Annotated in this window: 14 protein-coding genes; 12 read left to right on the top strand and 2 right to left on the bottom strand. The window is 66.6% G+C overall.

The window, feature by feature from the left end; genetic code table 11:
* Nucleotides 1–140: 140 nt before the first annotated feature.
* Nucleotides 141–1,754, bottom strand: coding sequence for a phosphoenolpyruvate carboxykinase (locus tag DFR52_RS14895; protein ID WP_110032729.1), 1,614 nt, complete (start codon nucleotides 1,752–1,754; stop codon nucleotides 141–143).
* A gap of 359 nt (nucleotides 1,755–2,113) precedes the next feature.
* Here DFR52_RS14895 and DFR52_RS14890 point away from each other — a divergent pair, with 359 nt between their 5' ends.
* The 12 genes from DFR52_RS14890 to trxA all read left to right on the top strand — a co-directional run bounded on the left by DFR52_RS14890 (nucleotide 2,114) and on the right by trxA (nucleotide 19,677).
* Complete coding sequence (locus DFR52_RS14890; protein WP_110032728.1) at nucleotides 2,114–2,824, top strand: response regulator transcription factor; 711 nt, start codon at nucleotides 2,114–2,116, stop codon at nucleotides 2,822–2,824.
* 45 nt (nucleotides 2,825–2,869) lie between these two features.
* On the top strand, nucleotides 2,870–4,657 hold the full coding sequence (locus DFR52_RS14885) for a sensor histidine kinase (protein ID WP_110032727.1): 1,788 nt from the start codon (nucleotides 2,870–2,872) through the stop codon (nucleotides 4,655–4,657).
* The gene (locus DFR52_RS14880) at nucleotides 4,657–5,121 is read left to right on the top strand and encodes an HPr kinase/phosphorylase (RefSeq protein ID WP_110032726.1); all 465 of its coding nucleotides are present in this window, start codon (nucleotides 4,657–4,659) and stop codon (nucleotides 5,119–5,121) included. The genes DFR52_RS14885 and DFR52_RS14880 overlap by 1 nt, the downstream gene beginning before the upstream one ends.
* Nucleotides 5,122–5,279: 158 nt before the next feature.
* Nucleotides 5,280–5,681, top strand: coding sequence for a PTS sugar transporter subunit IIA (locus tag DFR52_RS14875; RefSeq protein ID WP_110032725.1), 402 nt, complete (start codon nucleotides 5,280–5,282; stop codon nucleotides 5,679–5,681).
* A complete protein-coding gene (locus DFR52_RS14870; RefSeq protein WP_110032724.1) occupies nucleotides 5,678–5,968 on the top strand; it encodes an HPr family phosphocarrier protein in 291 nt (96 codons plus the stop codon). Before DFR52_RS14875 ends, DFR52_RS14870 begins: the two co-directional genes overlap by 4 nt.
* Before the next feature lie 133 nt (nucleotides 5,969–6,101).
* The gene (ahcY, locus tag DFR52_RS14865) at nucleotides 6,102–7,502 is read left to right on the top strand and encodes an adenosylhomocysteinase (RefSeq protein ID WP_110032723.1); all 1,401 of its coding nucleotides are present in this window, start codon (nucleotides 6,102–6,104) and stop codon (nucleotides 7,500–7,502) included.
* A 222-nt stretch (nucleotides 7,503–7,724) separates the two neighbouring features.
* Nucleotides 7,725–10,202: a sensor histidine kinase gene (locus DFR52_RS14860; protein WP_110032892.1), complete on the top strand. Its 2,478-nt coding sequence runs from the start codon at nucleotides 7,725–7,727 to the stop codon at nucleotides 10,200–10,202.
* A 6-nt stretch (nucleotides 10,203–10,208) separates the two neighbouring features.
* A complete protein-coding gene (gene tsaE, locus DFR52_RS14855) occupies nucleotides 10,209–11,726 on the top strand; it encodes a tRNA (adenosine(37)-N6)-threonylcarbamoyltransferase complex ATPase subunit type 1 TsaE (protein WP_280954194.1) in 1,518 nt (505 codons plus the stop codon).
* Between the two features lie 18 nt (nucleotides 11,727–11,744).
* Nucleotides 11,745–12,479, top strand: coding sequence for a nucleotidyltransferase family protein (locus tag DFR52_RS14850; protein ID WP_110032722.1), 735 nt, complete (start codon nucleotides 11,745–11,747; stop codon nucleotides 12,477–12,479).
* On the top strand, nucleotides 12,476–15,703 hold the full coding sequence (addB, locus tag DFR52_RS14845; RefSeq protein WP_110032721.1) for a double-strand break repair protein AddB: 3,228 nt from the start codon (nucleotides 12,476–12,478) through the stop codon (nucleotides 15,701–15,703). The genes DFR52_RS14850 and addB overlap by 4 nt, the downstream gene beginning before the upstream one ends.
* Nucleotides 15,696–19,250, top strand: coding sequence for a double-strand break repair helicase AddA (addA, locus tag DFR52_RS14840; protein ID WP_158284970.1), 3,555 nt, complete (start codon nucleotides 15,696–15,698; stop codon nucleotides 19,248–19,250). Before addB ends, addA begins: the two co-directional genes overlap by 8 nt.
* A 103-nt stretch (nucleotides 19,251–19,353) precedes the next feature.
* A complete protein-coding gene (gene trxA / locus DFR52_RS14835; protein ID WP_110032719.1) occupies nucleotides 19,354–19,677 on the top strand; it encodes a thioredoxin in 324 nt (107 codons plus the stop codon).
* Between the two features lie 83 nt (nucleotides 19,678–19,760).
* Here the strand turns inward: trxA and DFR52_RS14830 are convergent, their stop codons facing one another.
* On the bottom strand, nucleotides 19,761–21,089 hold the full coding sequence (locus tag DFR52_RS14830) for a bifunctional folylpolyglutamate synthase/dihydrofolate synthase (protein ID WP_425351199.1): 1,329 nt from the start codon (nucleotides 21,087–21,089) through the stop codon (nucleotides 19,761–19,763).
* Nucleotides 21,090–21,091: the final 2 nt, after the last annotated feature.

The following is a 21,091-nucleotide window of genomic DNA, read 5'->3' as shown; positions in this document are numbered from 1 at the left end:
AGGCGGGCGATGATCGGACTGGTGGTGCAACGGTCATGGGGAGCGGCTGTGCCTGAATCGGGACGTCTCGCCCTAGGATGCGCGACAGGCCCCGTCCGGTCAACGGGGCCTGCAAAACCGCTTGCCGCCGGATTGGCCGGCTATTCGGCCGCGATCCGGAAGGCAGGTGCCGCATCGAGAACGGCGCCGTCGACATGGGCCTCGAACTTGGCGAAATTCGCGATGAACATCTGGACCAGCCGGTCGGCCGCCCGGTCGTAGGCTGCGCTGTCGGACCAGGTCGACCGCGGATCGAGAATGGCCGTGTCGACGCCCTCGACAGCGACTGGCACGGAGAATCCGAAATTATCGTCGATCCGGAACCGGGCATCGCTGAGCGATCCGTCAAGCGCCGCTGACAGCAGGGTCCGTGTCGCCTTGATCGGCATCCGCCGGCCGATGCCGTAGGCGCCGCCAGTCCAGCCGGTGTTGACCAGCCAGCAGTTGACGCCGTGATCGTTGATGAAGCGGCGCAGCAGATTGCCGTATTCGGACGGGTGCCTTGGCATGAACGGCGCCCCGAAGCAGGTGGAGAACGTTGCCTCCGGCTCGGTCACGCCCTTCTCGGTGCCGGCGACCTTGGCGGTGTAGCCCGACAGGAAGTGATACATCGCCTGCTCCGGCGTGAGCCTGGCGATCGGCGGCATGACGCCGAAGGCGTCGGCAGTGAGCATGATGATGTTGGTCGGGTGACCGGCGCGGCCGCTGTCGCTGGCGTTGGGGATGAAATGCAGCGGATAGGCGCAGCGGGTGTTCTCTGTCAGCGAGCCGTCGTTGAAATCGGGAATCCGGTTTGCGTCCAGCACCACATTCTCCAGCACCGTGCCGAATCTCTCCGTGGTGGCGAAGATCTCCGGTTCAGCCTCCCGCGACAGGCGGATGGTCTTGGCATAGCAGCCGCCTTCGAAATTGAAGATGCCGTCCGGTCCCCAGCCATGCTCGTCATCGCCGACGAGCGTGCGCTTCGGGTCGGCTGACAGCGTCGTCTTGCCCGTGCCCGAGAGACCGAAGAACACCGCCGAGGCGCCGTCCGGCGCGACATTGGCAGAGCAGTGCATCGGCATGACGTCACGCGAGGGCAGGAGGTAGTTGAGCACGGTGAAGACTGATTTCTTCATTTCTCCGGCATAGGATGTGCCGCCGATGAGCACCAGGCCGCGGCTGAAATTGACCGCGATCACGGTCTCGCTGCGACAGCCGTGACGTTGCGGATCGGCCCGGAAGCTCGGCAGGTTGATGATTGTCAGCTCGGGGACAAATCCGGCGAGTTCGGAGCGCTCCGGTCGGATGAGAAGATTGCGGATGAACAGGGCATGCCAGGCGTATTCGGTGACGATGCGCGACGGCAACGCGTGCTCGGCATCCGCGCCGCCGACCAGGTCCTGCACGAACAGGTCGCGGCCCTCGGCGTGCGCCATCATGTCGGCGTGCAGCAGGTCGAAGGCCTCGGGCGACATCGCCTTGTTGTTGTCCCACCAGATCTGGCCGTCGGTGGACTCGTCGCGGACCACGTATTTGTCCTTGGCCGAACGGCCGGTGTGCTGGCCGGTCAATGCCCGCACGGCGCCATGGGCGGTCAGGTTGACCTCGCCGCGCGCAACCGCCAGCTCCACAAGCTCGGCTTCGCCGAAATTGTACCGCACCGATCCCGTTCTTGTCAGGCCGGCGAGGTCAATGCCCGCTTCCGAATTGCGAATCCCGAACTCTTGCGTCATTTCCGATACCCTTGCGTTGCACTGGCTGTGCAGTGAGATTTCGCGGGACCATAGGTTCGAGAAAGTGAAAACACAACATCCAATCCGTTGAATGCTCAATGAAATCAGTATATTAATCGATTTAAACAGCCAAGTGTCTGATTCAATCGGTTCAGTCGGCCTCACAGTGCCGAAGCCTTCACCGCCGCCGATTCAAACGCCGAATGACAGCGCCGGCAATCTGTGCCACATTTTGTTCTTACTTTATCCTCATGGACGGGTCGCGGGAATTCGCTGCGGGCGTCCACGGGGGCGTCGACGCGGATCAAGGCGGGGGCGCTTCCAAGAGGTCTGGCCTGCTCATGATGGAGAATGAACTTATGCAAACAATCGCGCTCGTCGACGACGACCGCAATATCCTGACATCGGTTTCCATGGCATTGGAGGCCGAGGGATATCGTGTCGAGACCTACACGGATGGCGCCTCGGCACTCGACGGTCTGACCGCCCGGCCGCCCCAGCTTGCCATTTTCGATATCAAGATGCCGCGCATGGACGGCATGGAGCTGTTGCGGCGCCTGCGCCAGAAGTCCGACATCCCGGTCATCTTCCTGACCTCGAAGGACGAGGAGATCGATGAACTCTTCGGACTGAAGATGGGAGCCGACGATTTCATCACCAAGCCCTTCTCGCAGCGGCTCCTGGTCGAACGCGTCAAGGCGGTGCTTCGGCGCGCGGCCAGCCGCGAGGCCGGGGCTGCCGGCCGCCCATCGACCACGCCGACCAAGTCGCTGGAGCGCGGCCACCTGGTGATGGACCAGGAGCGGCACACCTGCACCTGGCAGGATGAGCCCGTGACGCTGACGGTGACCGAATTCCTGATCCTGCAGTCACTCGCCCAGAGACCCGGTGTGGTCAAGAGCCGTGACGCGCTCATGGATGCCGCCTATGATGAGCAGGTCTATGTCGATGACCGTACCATTGACAGCCACATCAAGCGGCTGCGCAAGAAGTTCAAGATGGTCGACAATGACTTCGACATGATCGAGACCCTCTACGGTGTTGGCTACCGCTTCCGCGAAGCCGCCTGATGATGCCGGCAGGGGCGGCAGGCCGGATCGGACCAAGCAGGCGCAATGGTTGCTGAGACAGACGAGAGCGGCACTGCGGGTGATGCGGCCCGCCGGACGGCCCGCGCGCAGTGGCGCGGGCTCGGCCATCCCGTGACCCTGATCCGGCGGGTCTTCGGCAACATCCTGTTCTCGAGCCTGACCCGCCGCATCCTGTTCCTCAATCTGGTCGCGCTTCTGGTGCTGGTGTCGGGCATCCTCTACCTCAACCAGTTCCGCGAGGGCCTGATCGATGCCCGGGTCGAGAGCCTGCTCACCCAGGGCGAGATCATCGCCGGCGCCATCGCCGCCTCGGCCTCGGTGGAAACCAATTCCATCACCATCGACCCGGAAAAACTCCTCGAGCTTCAGGCCGGCGAGACGATCTCGCCCAATGCCAACAGCGACAACCTTGAATTTCCGATCAATCCCGAGCGGGTGGCCCCGGTGCTCCGGCGGCTGATATCGCCGACCCGCACCCGGGCCCGGATCTATGATGCCGATGCCAGCCTGCTGCTGGATTCGCGCTATCTCTATTCCAGTGGTCAGGTGCTGCGGTTCGGCCTGCCGCCGGCAGAACCCGAATCGCGCAGCATCAGCGAGATCGTGACCGGACTGTTCAACCGCCTGTTCCAGCGCCGAGATCTGGCGGTCTACCGGGAGCCGCCCGGTTCGGACGGCTCGATCTATCCCGAGGTTATGAATGCGCTGACCGGCGGGCGCGGCGCCGTGGTGCGCGTCACCGAGCAGGGCGAGCTCATCGTCTCGGTGGCGGTTCCGATCCAGCGCTTTCGCGCCGTGCTCGGCGTCCTGCTGCTCTCCACCCAGGCCGGCGACATCGACAAGATCGTGCATGCCGAGCGCATGGCGATCTTCCGGGTCTTCGGCGTCGCCTCGACCGTCACGATCGTCCTGTCGCTGTTGCTGGCAAGCACGATCGCCACGCCGTTGCGGCGGCTGTCGGCGGCGGCGATCCGGGTTCGCCGCGGAGCCAAGGCGCGCGAGGAGATACCCGACTTCTCCGCCCGTCAGGACGAGATCGGCAATCTGTCGATCGCGCTGCGGGAAATGACCACGGCGCTCTACGACCGGATCGATTCGATCGAGAGCTTTGCCGCCGATGTCAGTCACGAACTGAAAAATCCGCTGACCTCGCTTCGCAGCGCCGTCGAGACATTGCCGGTGGTCCGCACGGATGCGGCGCGCAAGCGGCTGCTCGAGGTCATCGAGCACGATGTCCGCCGCATGGACCGGCTGATCAGCGACATTTCCGACGCCTCCCGGCTGGACGCCGAACTGGCTCGCCAGGACGGCGCCCAGGTGGACCTGCAGCAACTGGTCACCGGGCTCGTCGATATTGCCCGGCAGGTCAGCACCCGGCACAAGGAGGTCGCCATCGAGCTCAAGGTCGACCGCCGCGGGGCCGGCAAGACGGGCTTCGTGGTTTCGGGCCACGATCTCAGGCTCGGCCAGGTGATCACCAACCTGATCGAAAACGCCCGCTCCTTCGTTCCCGACCCGGGCGGTCGGATTCTGGTCCGCCTTGCCCACCCCGGGGACTCGGTTGTCATCACGATCGAGGACAACGGTCCCGGCATTCGCGCCGAGAACATCGAACGGGTGTTCGAACGCTTTTACACCGATCGTCCGGACGCCGAGGATTTCGGCCAGAATTCCGGACTTGGGCTGTCGATCAGCCGCCAGATCATCGAGGCGCATGGCGGCACCCTGACGGCGGAAAACATGCCGGGTTCCGAGGAGGGCAGCTGGGCCGGCGCCCGGTTTACCATCGACCTTCCGGTGGAGCGCGACTGATGGCGGACGGGCCGAGCCGGACCACCCACGCCACCGCTATCGTCGTTGGTGAAACCGGCCTGCTGATCACCGGCCCATCCGGCGCGGGCAAGACCATGCTGGCGCTGCGATGCCTTCAGGCGGCCGGCCTGCTGGGCTGGCACCACGCGCTCGTCGCGGACGACCGGGTGCGGCTGGACGCCGCTTGCGGCATGCTGTTGGCGCGCTCCCCAGCCTCGATCGCCGGGCTGGCGGAAGTCCGCGGCAGCGGGCTGGTCCTGGTTCCGGCGTGTCCGGTTGCGGTCATCCACGTCGTCGTCGCGCCCGGCGCGGCGAGCGGTGCCGACCGGGTGCCGGTCGAAAACGAGACCGCCGACTTCGAAGGTCTTGCGCTCCCCGTTTTGCGCATTCTCTATGACGCGCCGGCGGATCCTCTGGCCGTGCTGCGACTCTTGGGGCAGCGGTTCTTCGCCGCGGACGCGTGATTCGCCGCTTTCGAAACAATCATGCCGCTGCCTTTTTGCACTTGAACTTCACGCTCGTCTGGCCAAGATGAAAAACGAAAAAAATTATACGGTTGCAAAGCAATAATAGGCGCTCGCATAGGGCGATATTGGCGGATTGAAATGCTGGTGGAGGCAAAATGATCGGATTGGTGCTTGTCACCCATGGCAAGCTCGCGGAAGAGTTCCGGCATGCGCTAGAGCACGTGGTCGGGCCGCAAACTGCATTTGAGACCGTCTGCATTGGCCCCGAGGACGACATGGACCAGCGTCGCCTCGACATCGTCGGCGCCGTCGCTCGCGCCGAGGGCGGCAAGGGCGTCATCATCCTGACCGACATGTTCGGCGGCACCCCTTCCAATCTCTCGATCTCGGTCATGGAGGCCGGACGCGTCGAGGTCATTGCCGGAGTCAATCTGCCCATGCTGATCAAACTTGCCGGCATCCGCTCGACGACCGACATGGAGAAGGCGCTGTTTGATGCCCAGGAAGCCGGCCGCAAATACATCAACGTGGCAAGCCGCCTCCTGACCGGAAAATGATCGCGTCCGCCGACTCCACCCAGGCCAGGGAACTGCTGATCATCAACAAGCGTGGCCTGCACGCGCGGGCCTCGGCGCGCTTTGTCCAGACCGTTGAAGGGTATGATGCCGACGTCCGGGTGACGCGCGACGGCAATACGGTCGGCGGCACGTCGATCATGGGGCTGATGATGCTGGCGGCAAGCCCGGGCTGTGTCATTCACGTTGCCGCCAGCGGCCGCCAGGCCGTCGAGGTGCTCGACGCGCTGGAGGCCCTGATCGTCGACCGGTTCGGCGAGGAAGCATGATGCGCATCCTGGCAACCATGACATAAAGACATCTTTATGTCATGGTTGCACGCGCTTCTGATTCCTGATATGGCACCGCCGAACTGATCGCTCCGGGCTCTCCGGTGGCGGCGCCATCCAGCGGGAGACCTCCATGTCCGCCACCCAGGACTACAAAGTAGCCGACATTGCCTTGGCCGATTACGGACGCAAGGAAATCACCATCGCCGAAACGGAAATGCCGGGCCTGATGGCCTGCCGCGAAGAGTTCGGCGTCTCCAAGCCGCTCAAGGGCGCCCGCATCACCGGGTCGCTGCACATGACGATCCAGACTGCGGTGCTGATCGAAACCCTGGTGGCGCTCGGTGCGGAAGTGCGCTGGGCTTCGTGCAACATCTTCTCGACCCAGGACCATGCGGCGGCCGCCATCGCGGCGAGCGGCGTTCCGGTCTACGCGGTCAAGGGCGAGACGCTCACGGAATACTGGGACTATTCCGATCGGATCTTCCAGTGGCCCGATGGCGGCTTCTCCAACATGATCCTTGACGACGGTGGCGATGCCACAATGTACATCCTGATCGGCGCCCGTGCCGAGGCTGGAGAGGATGTTCTCAAGAACCCCGCCTCGGAAGAGGAAGAGATCCTGTTCGCGCAGATCCGCAAGCGGATGGAATTGTCGCCGGGCTGGTTCACGAAGCAGCGGGATGCGATTCGCGGCGTCACCGAAGAGACCACGACCGGCGTCAACCGGCTCTATCAGCTGCATCAGAAGGGCTTGCTCCCCTTCCCGGCCATCAATGTCAACGATTCGGTCACCAAATCGAAATTCGACAACAAGTATGGCTGCAAGGAATCGCTGGTCGACGGCATCCGCCGGGCCACCGACGTGATGATGGCCGGCAAGGTTGCCGTCGTCTGCGGTTACGGCGACGTCGGCAAGGGCTCAGCTGCATCGCTCAGCGGCGCCGGCGCCCGCGTCAAGGTGACGGAGGCCGACCCGATCTGCGCGCTGCAGGCCGCCATGGACGGATTTGAAGTCGTTCGCCTCGAGGACGTAGTCGCCTCCGCCGACATCTTCATCACCACCACCGGCAACCGCGACGTCATCCGCATCGAACACATGCGCGAGATGAAGGACATGGCGATCGTCGGCAACATCGGTCACTTCGACAACGAGATCCAGGTCGTGTCGCTGCGCAACTACAAATGGGACAACATCAAGCCGCAGGTCGACATGATCGAGTTCCCCGGCGGCAAGCGGATGATCCTGCTCTCGGAAGGCCGGCTGCTCAACCTGGGCAACGCCACGGGCCACCCGTCCTTCGTCATGAGTGCGTCCTTCACCAATCAGGTTCTGGCCCAGATCGAGCTCTATTCGAAGGGCGAGAACTACGAGAATCAGGTCTATGTCCTGCCCAAGCACCTCGACGAACGGGTGGCGCGGCTGCATCTCGACAAGCTCGGCGCGCGTTTGACCGAATTGTCCGACGAACAGGCCGCCTATATCGGCGTCAGCCCGAAGGGCCCGTTCAAGTCGGAACACTACAGGTACTGATTTATCTGTCCATAACCACAACATCTTGAAACCGCATTCTTGACAACAAGGATGCGGTTTCTTTTTGACCCCTGTCCCCTTCACCGTGATTCGCGAAACCGGTATGTTTTTGGCAATTGATTCGCTCAGGGTCGGAACGGGCCGACGGGATGAATCGGCGGTGTCTTGTCAATCAGGCGGCAAGGGGACGGAGGCATGCCGGTGCAGGTTGATTTGGATGCAATGAAGCAGGTGAAAACCCCGCGCGCACGGATTGCGTCGAAGTCGCTCCGCTCCCTCCTGGCAGGCACCACCGCCCTGGTGACGGCATCGGCCGGCGCGGCCGAGGCCGCCTCCGAATTCTCGGTGTCGTCGCTTGAAGTCGTCAATTTCGCGATGGTCATCGGCGCCATCTCCGCGGCGATGATCTCGGCCATCTGGCTCATCCGCGAACGCGGCAAGATCGACGCGGAGAATGCCGTCCTGCGCAGCTCCCTGGCCGACGCAAATGCCCATGTCGCCCGTTATCACGCGCTGGTCGTCGACCGCGACCGCCGCATCATCATCTGGGAAGGAGTGGGCCTTCCGGCGGAATTCCTGGGAAATCTGCCCGCGGAGACCGGCGCGCCGCAATCGACGGCCGACTTCCTGGCGTTCGGGCGCTGGCTCGATGCGCGGTCGGCCGCCGGCCTGCAGCAGGCCATCGACCAGCTCCGCTCCAGCGCCGAGCGCTTCGACCTGGTGCTCGAGACGGTCCGCGGCCATGTCATCGAGGCCCAGGGGCGGGTGTCGGGCGGCCGTGCCTTCGTCCGCTTCGTCGCCCTTTCCAATGTGCGCGCCGAACTCGCCAGCCTGAAGGCCGAGCGCGCCCGGCTGGTGGCGTCCCTCGACATCGTGCAGACACTGTTCGACGTGCTCGACATGCCGGTGTGGTTGCGGGACCCGGACGGCAACCTGAACTGGGTCAATTCCGCCTATGTCCAGGCGGTCGAGGGCGCCGACCTCCATGATGTGCTTGACCGCAAGCTGGAGCTGCTCGGAACCGCGACACGCGAGCGGGTGCGCGCGGCGGCCACCACCGAGCGGCCGTTCCATGAAAAGGTCTCCACGGTCATCGGCGGTCACCGCCGTTTCCTCGATGTGACCGACGTGCGCTCCGGAGCCGGCTTTGCCGGCCTGGCTCGCGACGTCTCCATCGAGGAGGATGTCCGCGAGGAGCTGCGCCGCACCTTGCGCAGCCATGCCGACACGCTGGACCACCTGGCCACGCCGGTGGCCATCTTCGACCGCGACCAGCGGCTGCAGTTCTTCAACCAGGCCTTCCAGCGACTCTGGGATCTTGACGCACCCTATCTCGCCAGACGACCCGACAACGGCGAGTTCCTCGAGCGGCTGCGGGTCGAAGGCAAGCTGCCGGAGCCGCACTCCTGGCGCGACTGGAAGGAGCAGGTGCTGTCGGTCTATCGCTCCATCGAGGCGCAGCCGCATCTCTGGCATCTGCCGGACGGACAGACGCTCAACGTCTTCGCCAATGCGCATCCGCAGGGCGGCGCCACCTGGATATTCGAGAACCTGACCGAGAAGGTCGACCTGGAAGCGCGCTACAACACGCTGCTGCGTGTCCAGGGCGAGACCATCGACCATCTTGCCGAGGGAATCTGCGTCTTCGGGCCGGACGGCAAGCTGCGCCTGTGCAACACCGCCTTTCGCGCCCTCTGGGGTCTCAGCGAAGCCGAAACGCGGCCCGGCGCCCATATCCGTGATGTCACAGCGCTGTGTCGCCCATCCTATGACCAGCCGGACGGCTGGCGGATGTTCGCTGGATCGATCACCGGCTTCGATGATGAGCGCAAGACCCGCGACGGCCGCATCGAACTGGCCACGGGCCTGATCCTCGACTACGCCGTCGTGCCGCTGCCGGATGCGCAGACCATGATCGCCTTCGCCAATGTCACCGACAGCGTCGGCGCCGAGCGGATGCTGACCGAAAAGAACGAGGCGTTGCAGAAGGCCGACAAGCTCAAGAACGAGTTCGTCCAGCACGTCTCCTATGAGCTGCGCTCGCCGCTGACCAACATCATCGGCTTCACCGATCTTTTGCGGACGCCCGGGATGGGCGAACTCAATGACCGGCAGGCCGAATATCTCGACCACATCTCCACCTCGTCATCCATGCTGCTGACGATCGTCAATGACATCCTCGATCTGGCGACCGTCGATGCCGGCATCATGCGGCTCGAGATCGGCGATGTCGCCGCGGCGGATCTGGTGGCCGAGGCGGCGGCCCTGATCGCCGACCGCCTGAAAGAGGACGGCCTGCGGCTGGAGATCGACATCGCCAACGCTCCGGCAGCCATGCAGGGCGACCACCAGCGTCTCAAGCAGATTCTGTTCAAGCTGCTGATGAATGCCGCCAATTTCGCCCCGGAAGGGTCGGTGATCCGTCTGGCCTGCTGGCGCGACACCAGCGACACGGTCTTCACGATCAGCGATTCGGGACCCGGCATCCCGTCCGACATGCTCAAGAATGCCTTTTCCCGCTTCGAGACCGGCGGCCAGGGCGGCCGGCGCCGCGGTGCGGGCCTCGGCCTGTCGATCGTGGAGAGCTTTGTCGGCCTGCACCACGGCCAGGTGACGATCGATTGTCGTGAAGGAGAAGGCACGCAGGTGACCTGCCGGATCCCGCATGATCTGGAAGCCAGCAGGGACGCCGCGGAGTGATCGCGCGTGGGACCTGACGTGCTGGAGCTCATCCTGCGCGACGAGAGCGAGACGAGGCTGTTTGCCGAGGACACGGCGATGGCGTTGGCGCCCGGCGATTGCCTCTGCCTGTCCGGCGATCTCGGCGCGGGCAAATCGACCTTCGCCCGGGCGCTCATCCGCGCCATGGCCGATGATCCGGACCTTGATGTTCCCAGCCCCACCTTCACGCTGGTCCAGAGCTATGAGACGCGCCTTCCCATCGGTCATTTCGACCTCTACCGCCTGACCTCGGTCGACGAGCTGGAGGAGCTCGGCCTTGACGATGCGCTCAGCCGCGGCGCGGCCCTGGTGGAATGGCCGGAGCGGGCCGGCGACCGGGTCTCGGGGGACGACATCCTGTTCCGCATCGACGGCAGCGGCGACAGCCGGCGGATCCGCGTCACCGGTCCCGCCGGCTTCATGCAGCGCCTCGCCCGGTCCAGGCTGGCGCGCACGTTCCTGGCCGCCCACGGCCATTCCGGCAGCGCGCGCCGCTTCCTGCAGGGCGACGCCTCGGCGAGAACCTACGAGATGATCCGCGACGGTGCCGCAGAGCCCGTGATTCTGATGAATTCGCCCCGCCGGCCGGACGGGCCGCCGATCCAGGACGGGCTGCCCTATTCCCGAATCGCGCATCTCGCCGAGGATGTCGTGCCCTTCGTCGCCGTCGCCCGCTGGCTGCGCGCGCAAGGCTTCTCGGCGCCGGACATTCCGGCGGCCGACACCGAATCCGGCTTTCTCCTGGTCGAGAATCTGGGCAGCCAGACGGTTCTCGATGCCGCCGGCCGGCCCGATCCGGAGCGCTACGGCGTTGCGGTCGAATGCCTTGCCGCACTGCATGAAAGGTCCCTGCCGGGGAGCCTCGACCTGGGGCTCGGCGATGGCCAGGCCTATCGCCTGCCGGCCTATGACGAGGCGGCGATGCGCATCGAAGTCGCCCTGCTGGTCGACTGGTACCTGCCCTGGCGCGGCCAAGCTGATGTGTCCGCCGCAACCAGGCAGGCCTATTTCGATTGCTGGGACGAATTGTTCGGGCGCCTCCAGGCTGCCGAAAAGGCGGTGGTGCTGCGCGACTATCATTCGCCCAACCTGATCTGGTGCCCCGAACGCGGCGGTCTTGCCCGCATCGGAATCATCGATTTCCAGGATGCGCTCATCGGACCCGCCGCCTATGACGTCGCCTCGCTGCTGCAGGATGCGCGGGTGACAGTCCCGGTGGAGATGGCCGACCGGCTTCTCGGCCAGTACGAAGAGCTGCGCGCGGCATCCGATCCGGGTTTTGACCGGAAGATGTTCCGCGAAGCCTATGCGATCATGGCCGCGCAGCGCGCCGCCAAGATCCTCGGCATCTTCGTGCGGCTCAAGCAGCGCGACGGAAAGCCCGGCTATCTCAAGCACCTGCCCCGGATCGAGCATTATATCTCGACCGCTCTCGGCCACGAGGCATTGCGCCCCTTGCGCTCATGGTTCACAGCGGCTGGAATCGGCACGACCGAATCATGAACCGGGAAGACGCCAGTGATGGAAACAGGATCTGCAATCGTGCTGGCCGCAGGTCTCGGCACCCGCATGCGTCCGATCACCGACACCATCCCGAAGCCGCTGGTCGAGGTCGGCGGCAAGCCGCTCATCGCCTACAGCCTCGAAGCGCTTGAGCGCCTGGGTGTCGGCACCATCGTCGTCAATGTCCACTATCTCGCCGACGTCCTGACGGACTGGCTCGACCGCCGCACTGGCGCACGCATCCTCATCTCCGACGAGCGCGAGCAACTGCTCGATTCCGGCGGCGCGGTGGTCCATGCCCTGCCGCAACTGGGAAACCAGCCCCTGCTGCTTCTCAATGCCGACACCTTCTGGGTCGAGGATCCCGCCGCTGGTCGCGGCAATCTCGCCGCGCTGCAGGCCGGTTTCGATCCGGAGCGGATGGACATTCTCATGCTGACGGCCCGCCCCGACCAGGCCACCGGCCACAGCGGCCCGGGCGATTTCTTCGCCGATGCCGACAACCGGCTGAAGCGCTTTCGCGGCGATGGCGAGCCGCTGATCTATGCCGGCGCGCTGATCCTGCATCCGCGCATCTTTGCCGGCATCTCCGAGCGCGTCTTTTCGCTCAACCGCTGCTTTGACGCGGCCATCGCCGCCGGGCGCCTGCATGGCCTGCCGCTGGCGGGCCACTGGCTGACCGTCGGCACGCCGCAGGCGATCGGCGAAGCCGAGTCGGCCATGCGCACCTATTTCGGGCGTCCCGCCTCGTGACCGGCGGCGGCGCATCACGGGTCTTCACCATCCCGTCCGGCGTGCCCTTTCTGTCCACGCTGGCCGATGCGATCCTGGCTGGCCGCCTCATTCCCGGCCTGGCGCACCGTCCGGAGGATCCGCTGGCGCTTGCCGCCACCACCATCTACGTCCCGACCCGCCGAGCCGCGCGCGCGTTGCGCTCCGAGATCGCCGACTGGATCGGCCAGGGCAGCGCCGTGCTGCCGGTGATCCGGCCGCTGGGGGAGACCGACGACGACAGCGGCTTCTTTGACGAAACCGATCCGGTGGCGCTCGACCTCAACCCGCCGGTCGCCACCGTCCAGGCCACTCTGAGGCTGGCCGACCTGGTGCTGGCGTGGAAGCAGGCCCTGCCGAAGGCGGTGACCGATCACCTGCAGGGCTCGCCTCTGGTCGCTCCCGCCAACCCGGCCGATGCCATCTGGCTGGGGCGCAGCCTCTACGACCTGATCCAGGCGGTGGAATCCGAGGAAGCCGATTTCGACCGGCTCGACGGCATGGTCGATGATTCGCTGCAGCAATGGTGGCAGCTGACCAGTGAATTTCTCCGCATTGCCCGGCAGTACTGGCCCGCAACCCTGGCCGAGCAGGGACAATCGAGCCCCGCCCGGCACCACAATGTGCTGCTTGATGCGGAGACCCGGCGCATTGCCGCCGGCGGCCATGCCGGGCCGGTGATCGTGGCGGGATCCACGGGCACGCGTCCCTCGACGGCGCGGCTGATCGCGGCGGTGTCGGATCTGCCGCAGGGCGCGGTGGTGCTGCCCGGCCTCGACCAGCATATGCGCGCGGATCACTGGCAGCTCATCGAGCGGGCCGCCCGGCCGCTTCCGGCGCCCGGCGGCTGGCAGGTCGATCAGCTGGCGCCGATCACCATCCGCAGCCACCCGCAATACGGCCTCCTGCATCTCCTGTCGTTCCTCGGACTGGATGCCGGCGCTGTCGGAGCGATCCCCGAACTGGCAACGCCGGTACCCGAACTCAGGACCCGCGCGGCGCTCGTGTCGCTGGCTCTGCTTCCTCCATCGGCCACCGCCGCTTGGAGCGAGACCGGCGTCCTGCCGGAGGAGACGGAGATCGCGCCGGCATTCGCCCGCGTCGGGCTGATCGAGGCGGCCAACCAGCGCGAAGAGGCCGCGGCCCTGGCGGCCGCCATGCGCAGGGCACTGGAGCCCGCGCCGGATCGGGCCGCGCCGACCGTGGCCCTGGTGACGCCGGACCGCAATCTCGCGCGCCGCGTCGTCATCGAACTCTCTCGCTACGGCATCGAGGCCAATGATTCGGGCGGCCTGCCGCTGGCCAAGACCGAGACCGGCAGCCTCGCTCGGCTGGTCGCGCATGTCGCCTTCGCGCCCGGCGACCCGGTGGCCCTCGCCGCGCTGATCAAGCATCCGCTGGCCCGCTTCGGGCAGAGCGCGGCGGCGGCGCGCGATCTCGGCAGCCTCGTCGAACGTCTCGCGCTCAGGGGCGGCGCCGGTGCCGCCGACGTGGATGACCTGGCCGGACTGCTGGCCGATCGCGCCGGACGGCGCGGCGACCGGCATGCGCCGCAATGGCTGGCGCGGGTCACCGACGCCGAATTCGCCGCGGCCGAAATCCACGCCCGTCGGATCACGCAGGCGCTCGCGCCGCTGACCTCGCTGCTGCTGCATGGAGTGGAGACGCCGGCGGGACTGAGCCTGAGGCCCGACTTTCCCATCGCCGCTCTCGCCTCGGCGACCGCTGCCAGCCTGGAGCTGATTGCCGTGGACGAGGCGGGCTCGCTCGCTGGCCTGTGGGCAAGCGAATCCGGCGAAGCACTTTCGGCAATCCTGCTCGAAACCCGAGACAGCCGCACGGCGCTGGCGCTCAACGGGCATGAGTGGATCTCCGCGCTGGAGGCGCTGATGTCCGGGCACATGGTCAAGCCGGGTGCCGGCGGCCATTCGCGCGCCTTCATCTGGGGCGCGCTCGAGGCGCGGCTACAGCAGGTCGACACGCTGATTCTCGCCAGCCTCAACGAGGGCACCTGGCCGGCGCCCGGCGCGGAAGATCCGTTCCTGTCGCGCTCGATGAAGGCCGCCATCGGCCTGGAGCCCCCCGAACGCCGGGTCGGGCAGGCGGCGCATGACTTCCAGATGGCCATGGGCGCTCCGAATGTCGTCCTGTCCCGTTCGGAGCGGGTCGGCAAGTCGCCCACGGTGCCGTCGCGCTGGCTGCAGAGGCTGCTCGCCGTCGCCGGCGCAGCATCGGCCGCGGAGATGCGCGGGCGCGGCCGCGCGATTGTCGAGCATGTGCGGCTGCGCGACCGAGTGACGGGAACGGCATCGGCGAGACGGCCGGAGCCACGGCCGCCCGCCGCCCTGCAACCGGCGTCCTACTCCTTTTCCGAGGTCGGCAGGCTCCGCCGCGATCCCTATGCGATCTATGGCCGCCGGATCCTCAGGCTCGACCCGCTCGACGCCTTTGTCGGCGATCCCGGTCCGCGCGAGCGCGGCACGCTCTTCCACGCCATCCTCGAGAGGTTCGTCCGCGACGCCTCCCCCGCCGAGCTGACGAGCGGGCGGCTGATGCGGATCGCCGATGAACTGATCGCGCGAGAGGATCTTCCCGACCACGTCGCTGCGGTCTGGCGCCACCGTATCCACCAGGCCGCGCAGGCGCTGGAGTCTTGGGAGGCGGGGCGCGCGCCCGACATCGTCCGGCGGCTGGTGGAATGCCGCGGCCGCATCGCCATCTCGCCCGAGGTCAGCGTCAGCGGCATTGCCGACCGCATCGACCTTCGCTCGGACGGAACCGCCGTCTTGATCGACTACAAGACCGGCACGACGCCTTCGCGCAAGGTCGCGCGCATCCTGATCGACCCGCAGCTGGCGCTCGAGGCCTATGCGGTGATGAATGGCGGGTTCGACGGCGTGGCCGCCATGCCGGTCTCGGAACTGCTGTATGTGCGGCTTACCGGCAAGGAGAAGTTCGTGGATCGCATCGACGATGCGCCGGGATCGAGAACCCGCGACGAACCGCTGCGGCCGGACGAGCTGGCCGGCAAGGCGGCGCAGGAGCTCACCGGCCTTGTCGCCGCGCTCCGGTCGGGGCGGCGCGGCTTCATGTCCCGGGTGATTGCCGAGAGCGCCCGCAGCTATGGCGGCGATTTCGACCATCTGGCACGGGTCGCCGAATGGCAGACCGTTGTCGACAGCGACCAGGGTGACGGCGATGAGTGACGACAGCCTGTCCGCCGATCTCGTCACCGAAACCGGACTGCGGCAGCGCAGGGCATCGACCCCGTCGCTCTCCGCCTGGGTGTCCGCCAATGCCGGATCGGGCAAGACCCACGTGCTGTCCCAGAGGGTCATCCGACTGCTGCTCGGCGGCGCCCGGCCGTCGGCCATTCTCTGCCTGACCTACACCAAGGCGGCCGCGGCGGAAATGTCCAACCGCGTGTTCCGCATGCTGGCCGAGTGGTCGCGGCTGGATGATCCGGCGCTGAGCGGGCGAATTGCGCGGATCCAGGGCACGGAGCCGTCCGCCGCCGACCTCACGCGCGCCCGGCAGCTCTTCGCCACGGCGCTGGAAACGCCGGGCGGGCTCAAGATCCAGACGATCCATGCCTTCTGCGAGGCGGTGCTGCAGCGTTTTCCGCTAGAGGCGAATGTGGCCGGCCGCTTCAACGTGCTCGACGACCAGGCCGCCGCCAATCTGCTTGCCGAATCCCGCCGCATGCTGTTTTCGACGTCCCATTTCGAAACCGACCCGCAGCTGCCGGGCGCGGTGATGACGGCGCTCGATCTCGGCGGCGAGCACGGTTTCGACCAGCTGCTGGGCGGGCTCTATTCGCGCCGCCGCGAGATTGCGGCCTTCCGCCGCAAGGCCGAAGCGCAGGGTGGCGTCGAGCCTTGCCTCAGGCGCGCACTCGGCGTCGCGGAAGGGGAAAGCCGCGCCGATGTGGAAGCGCGGATCTGGCCGCTGCCCGGCCTGCCGGACGCGATCCTGCGCGACATCGAGGCGGTCGCCACCGCAGCCAAGTTGAAGACTGCGAGCGCCTTTGCCACGGGCCTGCTGGCGGCGGGCCAGTCAGACCCGCAGGAGAGGCTGGCGCAGGTACGCGAGATCTTCTTCACCCAGGCGGGCAAGCCGCGAAGCCTGTCGACGGTTGCCGGCAAGGCCGTTGCCGCCACGCTGCCCGATATCGAGGACCGCCTCGCCCAGGCGCTCGCTCATGTCGTCGCCACGGAGGATGCGTTGCGCGCCCATGCGGCGCTGGAATCAAGTCTTGCCGCCATGATCATTGCCCGCCGCTATCTCGGCGAGTTCGACGAGCTCAAGCATCGGCAGGCCTATCTCGATTATGACGACCTCATCGACCGCACTGAATCGCTGCTGGCACGCAGCGGCGCCGGCGCCTGGGTGCACTACAAGCTCGACCAGGGCATCGACCACATCCTGGTCGATGAGGCCCAGGACACGGCGCCGCTGCAGTGGAGCGTCATCCGCTCGCTGTCGGCCGAGTTCTTTGCCGGCTCCGGTGCCCGCCCCGGCCTGCGGACGCTGTTTTCGGTCGGCGACGAAAAGCAGTCGATCTACTCGTTCCAGGGCGCGCGCCCGGAGCAGTTCGCCGAGGAGCGCAGTCTCACCGAACGCCGCGCCCGCGCCGCGAGGATGCAGTTCGAGCGCATATCGCTCCGGGTCTCCTTCCGCTCGGCACGGGAAATCCTCACCCTGGTCGATCTGGTCTTCGCCTCCGATGACGCCAGCCAGGGACTGGGCGAGGACCGCGCCGCCGTCATTCATGAAACCGCCCGGCTGTCCGCCCCCGGGCGGGCGGAGCTGTGGGAGATGCTGGCAAGCGACGCGTCCGAGGAGAGCGAAAGCTGGACCGAGCCGTTCGACCACACTCCCGAAACGGCGCCCGCCGCTCGCCTGGCCAGCCGCATTGCCACCGTGCTTCAGGCCTGGATCGGCCACGACCGCATCATGGATGCCAGGACCGGGCTGCTGCGCCCCGTCAGCCCTGGCGACGTGCTGGTGCTGGTGCGCAAGCGGGACGGCTTCGTACCGACCCTGCTCAGGACATTGAAGGCCACCAGCGACATCCCGGTGGCCGGCGCCGACCGGCTGCGGCTGACCGACCACGTCGCCGTTCAGGATCTGATGGCGCTCGGCCGGCACGCGCTGCTGGCCGATGACGACCTGTCGCTGGCGGCGCTGGTCAAGAGCCCGCTGGTCGGACTGAGCGAGGATCAGTTGTTCCGGCTGGCGGCCGGGCGGCCCGACGGCATGAGCCTTTCCGACCATCTCGATCTGCTCTCCGCCGACGATGCGGACTTCGCCCGGATGTCGGCCCGGCTTTCGCACTGGTGTGGGTTGGCCCGCAGGCTCTCGGTGCATGATTTCTACGCGACCGTCATCGGCCCCGGCGGCGGTCGGGAGCTGTTCCTCGCCCGGCTGGGCCGGGAGGTCGGCGACGTCCTCGATGAATTTCTCGGCCTGACGCTCGACCATGAGGAAGCCGGCATTCCCGGCCTGCAGTCCTTCCTGGCGATGCTGGAAACCGAATCGCCGGAGATCAAGCGCGAGATGGAGCAGGGCACGGACGCCGTCCGGGTCATGACCGTGCACGCCGCCAAGGGGTTGGAGGCGCCCTTCGTCTTCCTGGTCGATTCGGGTGGAGAGGCGTTTCAGCCTTCGCATCTGCCACGCGTCTGGCTGCTCCCGGAGCGACCGGGCGAGACGGGCCCGGGTTCGGTGCCGGTCTGGTTCCCCACCAAGGACCACCGCACCGGGGCCAGCGACGCCACTCACGCCGTGCTCAAGCTGCAGGCCGAGGAGGAATACCGGCGTCTTCTCTATGTCGGGCTGACGCGGGCGGCGGACCGGCTGGTGGTCTGCGGCTACCGCGGCCTGCGCGAGGCCAAGTCGCCGACCTGGCACAGCCTTGTGACCGCCGGCTTCGACCGGGCGGCGGCCGATGGTGCGAGCGGCCGATCGGTCAGCGATATCACCCATGGAGAGGGCGACAGCGCCTTCTCGGTGCGTTGCCTGCTGCATGACCGGGCGCCGCCCGCCCGCCCGGCCGACGTGATGCCAGCGCCGCCGCCCGCCGCCGCGCCGCCGTTCGAGTGCCCGTCCTCGCCCCTCCCGCCCGACCGCGAATTGCCGCGCCCGCTGGTGCCCTCCGGCGTGGGTGCGGTGATCGACGACGCGGAGGAGGGGCCGCCCTCCTCTCCGTTCCAAGGACCGGCGGCGCTGCCGACGCCGGCGCTGGACCGCGGGCGCGCCATGCACCGGCTGCTGCAGGTGCTGCCCGGGATGGCGGCGGGCGAGCGGCCCGCCGCGGCGCAACGCTATGTCTCCCGCGCCCTTCCGGGTCTCCCCGACGCCGACCGCCAGGCGATGGTCGGCCGCGTGCTCGCCATCCTGTCCGATCCCGCCTTCGCCGCCGCCTTCGAGGGGACTGCCGCTGCGGAGGTCTCGGTCATGGGCACGCTGTCGCTCCGCGGAGCGGAGCGCACGGTGACCGGCCGAATCGATCGACTGGCGGTCGACGGTGACCGGGTGCTGATCATCGACTACAAGACCGGGCAGCCGCCGGCGCCGGATGCGGTTCCCGCGGGCCATGTGGCCCAGCTGGCGATCTATCGGGCGCTGCTCAAGCCGCTCTATCCGGCCCATGCCATCACCGCCGCGCTGCTCTACACCGCCGGCCCGCTGCTCATAAGGCTCGGCGCTGATGAACTCGACCTGGCCTTTGCCAGGCTTGGAGGCGCATGAACCCGCTGTTGCCCGACCGCTGCGGCATCAAAGCTCTTGAATATACCCCTCCGAGTCATCACATTGCATCTATCCGAACTGAGTCCCAAAGGAGTGCCTCGATATGGCAACCGTGAAAGTTGACAGCGCCAATTTCCAGAGTGAAGTCCTTGATTCCACCGTCCCCGTCGTTGTGGATTTCTGGGCCGAATGGTGCGGTCCCTGCAAGATGATCGCGCCCAGCCTCGAGGAAATCTCCAATGAGATGGAAGGCAAGATCAAGGTGGTCAAGCTCAACATCGACGAGAATCCGGAGCTCGCATCGCAGTTCGGCATCCGCTCGATTCCGACGCTGGCCATGTTCAAGCAAGGCGCAGTAGCCGACATCAAGGTGGGCGCTTCGCCGAAGACCGCCCTGTCGAACTGGATCGCCGGCGCTGTCGGCTGAGCAGTCCGCGTCCGTCGGATCCCGATCGCTCCGATCACCTGCCCATCAACCCGCCTGGTCAGCCTGGCGGGTTTTTTCCGGTCTCAGACAGGCGGCGTGCCGTTTGCCCGCAGCACCTCGCCGACCAGATACAGGGATCCGCCGATCAGAATGCGCGGCGCGGGTTGGCTGGTGTCCCTGACCTGCGCGATCATCGCCAGGGCATCTTCCACCGAATCGACGGGTTCCGCCGTCAGGCCGGCGTCGAGCGCGTCATCGGCAAGCGCAAGCGGGTCCAGTCCGGCGTCGGAGCTCGGAATCGGCACCGTGAAGACATGCCGGGCCAGATCGGCGAATGCCTCGAAATAGCCGACGGGATCCTTCGTGTTGATCATCCCCGTGACGAGAAACAACGGCCGCGACTGAATCTCTTCCAGATTGGCCATGGCTTCGGCGATCACCCTGCCGGCGCCGGGATTATGGCCGCCGTCGAGCCAGATTTCCGCGCCGGGGACGGCCAGGTCGAAAATGGCGCCGTGGCTCAGCCGCTGCATCCGCCCCGGCCACTCGACCGTTTCCATGCCTTGGGCGATCGCATCCTCGGACACCGCAAATCCGGCGGCCTTGATCGCGCGGATGGCCGCAGCCGCGTTGGCGTACTGGTAGCGGCCGGTCAGGCGGGGCAACGGCAGATCGAGCAGGCCGTCCTCGTCCTGATAGGTCAGGCGTCCGCGTTCGGCGAAGGTGAAGTAGTCCTGTCCATAGACCGTCGAGGGCGCGTGCAGCCGCTCCGCCGTCGTCACCAGCACCGCACGCGCATCGTCCTCGGGCTGCTCGCCGATGACCACCGGCACGCCGGGCTTGATGATGCCGGCCTTCTCGGCCGCGATCAGCTCGACGCGGTCACCGAGATAGGCCTGATGATCGAGCGAGATCGAGGTGATCACGCAGGCGGCGGGCCTGGCGATCACATTGGTGGCGTCGAAGCGGCCGCCGAGCCCCACCTCGACGATGGCCACATCGGCGGGATGTTCGGAAAACAGCAGGAACATCACCGCGGTGAGGATCTCGAACACCGTGATCTTTGCTCCGCCATTGGCGGCGGCGACGCGATGGATGGCCTCTGCCAGCACGGCGTCTTCGACCAGGCGGCTGCCGCCCGGCTGACCCATGCGGTAGCGTTCGTGCCAATTGACCAGATGCGGCGAGGTGTGGACATGCACGCGGAGCCCCGCAGCTTCGAGCATGGCGCGGCTGAAGGCCGTGACTGATCCCTTGCCGTTGGTGCCGGCCACATGGATGACAGGAGGCATCCGCTCCTGCGGGTTGCCGAGCGCCGCCAGCAGGCGGCTGATCCGGTCAAGCGAAAGGTCGAAACCCTTCGGGTGCAGTGTCAGCAGCTCATTGATTTCCGCTTCGGCGGCCGACACCATCA

The sequence above is a fragment of the Hoeflea marina genome, from assembly GCF_003182275.1.
In the GTDB taxonomy this organism is placed as follows: Bacteria; Pseudomonadota; Alphaproteobacteria; order Rhizobiales; family Rhizobiaceae; genus Hoeflea; species Hoeflea marina.
Note: the sequence above shows the minus strand (reverse complement) of the source record. Positions and strands in the feature narration are given on the sequence as shown.